General features: G+C 50.2%; 3 protein-coding genes. All 3 read left to right on the forward strand.

The features are described from left to right. Window positions 1-818: 818 nt before the first annotated feature. The 3 genes from clpP to QT974_RS32210 all read left to right on the forward strand — a co-directional run bounded on the left by clpP (window position 819) and on the right by QT974_RS32210 (window position 3839). Window positions 819-1508, forward strand: a complete 690-nt coding sequence (gene clpP, locus QT974_RS32200) for an ATP-dependent Clp endopeptidase proteolytic subunit ClpP (RefSeq protein ID WP_293247068.1) — start codon at window positions 819-821, stop codon at window positions 1506-1508. Between the two features lie 9 nt (window positions 1509-1517). Beyond that, complete coding sequence (gene clpX, locus QT974_RS32205) at window positions 1518-2861, forward strand: ATP-dependent protease ATP-binding subunit ClpX (RefSeq protein WP_333472437.1); 1344 nt, start codon at window positions 1518-1520, stop codon at window positions 2859-2861. Window positions 2862-3080: 219 nt separating this feature from the next. Continuing rightward, window positions 3081-3839: a GNAT family N-acetyltransferase gene (locus QT974_RS32210; protein WP_333472438.1), complete on the forward strand. Its 759-nt coding sequence runs from the start codon at window positions 3081-3083 to the stop codon at window positions 3837-3839. The last annotated feature ends 61 nt before the right edge of the window (window positions 3840-3900 follow it).

A 3900-nucleotide genomic window follows, 5' to 3' on the forward strand; every position in this document is an offset into this window, starting at 1 on the left:
CCCCCCTTAAGAAGGGGGGGGCCGGAGGTACTTAAAGTCCCCCTTCTTAAGGGGGATGCGAGGGGGATCTCCGAGGATTTTGGTTCTACACAGAGATGTGTGTACACCGTAGCCTTAATAAGGGGGGAACCGGAGGTACTCAAAGTCACCCTTCTTAAGGGGGATGCGAGGGGGATCTACCCTAGGCGGTAAAAGATATTTATCAACTCTTAAGCTGAAATTGACACGAATGCCGCGCACCTGATGCTTGCTACAACAGGGCCCGCGCGCGCGGGCTAGAAACCAGGTTTCTATGTAGGGGCCACCAAGTCAAACCAAGTTTTTGTAACAGAAATTGGGCTTCGGTTCGCGCGCACTAAAAACAGCCACGATTTGTAAGTAAGTCTTTATATAGCAACCGCCACATCGGTGAGGACATATAGCAGTGGACAGTGGACAGTGGACAGTGGACAGTTGCAGAATCAGGAAATCAAAGCGTTTAGGCTATGGGTTAGGAAGCTATATTCATGAGGTTATTTATGTCCTCAACGCTGTGGCGATTGCTATAAATAACTTCATGAATATAGCCGATACCCGTACTGCATCAATGATTTGATTCCCGTTGTGCAACTGTCAACTGTCCACTGTCCACTGTCCACTGTCCACTGCTATAACTCATTCACTCTGCCAGCTTGGCGCCAATCACAAAGCAATCTCACTGATTCAAAACTCCCCATTCCCCACATCAGGGTTCAGAAGAGGCATAATAGTTAAAAGCTGGCGGCTTAATTTCAAGCAAAATCAGCAGTAAATCGTCTATAATCCTTGACTGGTGTCTTATGGTGGTATCTCAATCTTCCAATTACCTAATTACAAGCTATAACGATTTTGATGTCAGCTCTAGCCCCAGCAATGTAGTGCCGATGGTACTAGAACAGTCGGGGATGGGCGAGCGGGCCTTTGACATTTACTCGCGCTTGCTGCGGGAGCGTATTGTGTTTTTAGGAACTCCCGTAACTGACGAGGTGGCAGACTCGATCGTAGCTCAGCTATTGTATCTAGATGCCGAAGATCCAGAAAAAGATGTTCAAATGTACATTAATTCCCCCGGCGGCTCGGTAACGGCCGGTATGGCAATTTATGACACAATGCAGCAAATCCGCCCGGATGTAGTGACTATTTGTTACGGTTTGGCTGCGAGTATGGGCGCATTTCTGCTGACAGCGGGAGCCCACGGAAAACGGATGTCTCTTCCGAGCTCCCGGATTATGATCCACCAGCCATTGGGAGGCGCTCAAGGTCAAGCAGTAGATATTGAGATTCAAGCTAAAGAAATCCTTTATCATAAGCGTAAGCTGAATCAACTGCTAGCTCATCACACAGGTCAACCGATCGACAAATTAGAGGCAGATACAGAGCGCGACTTTTTTATGTCAGCCGATGAAGCCAAAGATTACGGATTGGTCGATCGAGTGATCGAAAAAGAAAACCTTCCGGCTGCGGGAGAAAACGTCACTGCACTGAATTAAGAGGCTGTTATGTCTAAGTACGACTCCCATCTAAAATGTTCGTTTTGCGGCAAGTCTCAAGAGCAAGTACGCAAGTTAATCGCAGGCCCAGGGGTCTATATCTGCGATGAATGTGTTGATTTGTGCAATGAAATTTTAGATGAGGAGTTGTTCGATTCGAGTTCAGTGCCCGCAGCGGCGGCGGTTCCGAAGCAGGAAACAACGCAAAAACGCCGCGCTACCTCCGGTAAAAGTATCTCGATGAGCCAAATTCCCAAGCCGAGGGAAATTAAAAATTATCTCGACGAAAATGCGATCGGTCAAGAAGATGCAAAAAAAGTCCTCTCAGTAGCAGTTTACAACCACTACAAGCGCCTCAGCTTTATTCATGCCAAAAATAGCGGCAAGCACCCGCCAGAAGAAGTAGAACTGCAAAAATCAAATATTTTGTTGATCGGGCCCACAGGCTGCGGCAAAACTCTCTTGGCTCAGACGCTGGCGGATATGCTGGACGTGCCGTTTGCGGTGGCTGACGCGACAACGCTGACGGAAGCGGGCTATGTCGGGGAAGATGTGGAAAATATTTTGCTGCGGCTGCTGCAAGTGGCAGATATGGACGTGGAAGAGGCGCAGCGCGGAATTATTTATATTGATGAAATTGACAAAATTGCCCGCAAGAGCGAAAATCCTTCGATTACGCGGGATGTCTCTGGGGAAGGAGTGCAGCAGGCGCTGCTGAAAATGCTGGAGGGGACGATCGCCAATGTACCACCTCAAGGCGGCCGCAAGCATCCGTATCAAGACTGCATCCAAATTGATACCAGCAATATCATGTTTATTTGCGGCGGCGCTTTTGTCGGCCTGGACAAAGTGATCGAGCAGAGAACTGGTAAAAAGTCAATGGGTTTTATTCAGCCGGGAGAAGCTCAACCGAAGGAAAAGCGAGCCGCTGATGTGCTCAGGCAATTGGAACCAGACGATTTGGTAAAATACGGGATGATTCCAGAGTTTATCGGGCGGGTGCCGGTGGCGGCTGTGTTAGATCCGCTGGATGAGGCGACGCTGATGGCGATTTTGACTGAGCCGCGCAATGCTTTGGTGAAGCAGTATCAAAAGCTGCTAAAAATGGATAACGTGCAGTTGGATTTTCAGTCGGATGCGATTCGGGCGATCGCCCAGGAAGCATACCGCCGCAAAACAGGAGCGCGGGCGCTGCGCGGAATTGTCGAAGAGTTGATGTTAGATGTGATGTACGAGTTGCCGTCGCGCAAGGATGTGACGCGGTGTACGATTACTAAGGAAATGGTTGAGAAGCGATCGACTGCCGAATTGTTGGTGCTTCCGTCTTCGCTACCAAAACCAGAATCGGCTTAACAGCACGGGTTTTCAGCCAAATAGCTTCGATCGTTCGGAATGCAAGTCCTCTGGTGAATGAGGACTGAAGTCCGAACGATCAAACGTCTCAATAGGTTCGATCGTTCGGAATGCGAGTCCTTTGGTGAATGAGGACTGAAGTCCGAACGATCAAACCTGATGCGGACTGAAGTCCGAACGATCAAACCTGAAAATGATCTTACCTAAGTTTAGCTAGTTATGGAATCTCGCATTCAAGCATACCTGCGTTTTGCAGCCAGCCAGCAGCGCGACACCGAGCACATTGGGCCTTTCCTCGCTACCTTCAGCCCCCACAGCACCAACCCTTATCTGAATTATGCGATTCCCGAAGATGGCGCCACACCCTCCCTCGCCGATGTTAACGCACTGATTGCTGCGTACTCTGGGCGCGATCGACAGCCACGTTTAGAATATGTCACGAAACTCGCGCCGGCTGTCGAAGAAGCCCTGATATCCGCTGGTTTCACCGTTGAGGGACGCTTACCGCTGATGATTTGCACTCCGGGCTCGGAGAAATTGCTGCCGATTGGGCCGGAAATCGAGCTAATTCTGCCTGTTTCCGATGACGAACTTTTGGGTACTGTGGCGGCGCAAAACGAGGCTTATGGAGAGGCTGTACCCAGCCCTGAAGATGTTGAGAGTCTGCGGAAAACTATGGCTGCGGGTGGGATTGGGGTACTCGCCCGCGTCGCAGCCACGGGGGAACCGGCGGGCGCTGGAATCTGCACGCCACCGCAAAATCAAACGACGGAAATCGCCGGAATTGGTGTGCGGGCTGCTTTTCGCCGGCGGGGTATCGCAGGGGCTTTGACGGCGCGGTTGTTGCGAGAGGCTTTTGAGGCGGGTGTTACGGTGGCTTTTTTGATGGCGCTACACGAGCAGGAATTTCGAGTTTATACTAGAGCGGGATTTTCGGCGATCGGCGAAATCTTGCACATTTCCCTCCCGCCCAAGTAAAACGCCTGTCAATCGATTTTAGATTTTAGATTTGAGATTTTAGATTGAAGCATTGACCCCA

The sequence above is a fragment of the Microcoleus sp. BM001215392 genome (genome assembly GCF_036700185.1).
GTDB lineage: Bacteria > Cyanobacteriota > Cyanobacteriia > Cyanobacteriales > Microcoleaceae > Microcoleus.

Bases quoted from the DNA above. Each gene is read 5' to 3' on its own strand.
- clpX (WP_333472437.1), top strand. From the start codon at position 1,518: ATGTCTAAGTACGACTCCCATCTAAAATGTTCGTTTTGCGGCAAGTCT.
- QT974_RS32210 (WP_333472438.1), top strand. From the start codon at position 3,081: ATGGAATCTCGCATTCAAGCATACCTGCGTTTTGCAGCCAGCCAGCAG.
- clpP (WP_293247068.1), top strand. From the start codon at position 819: ATGGTGGTATCTCAATCTTCCAATTACCTAATTACAAGCTATAACGAT.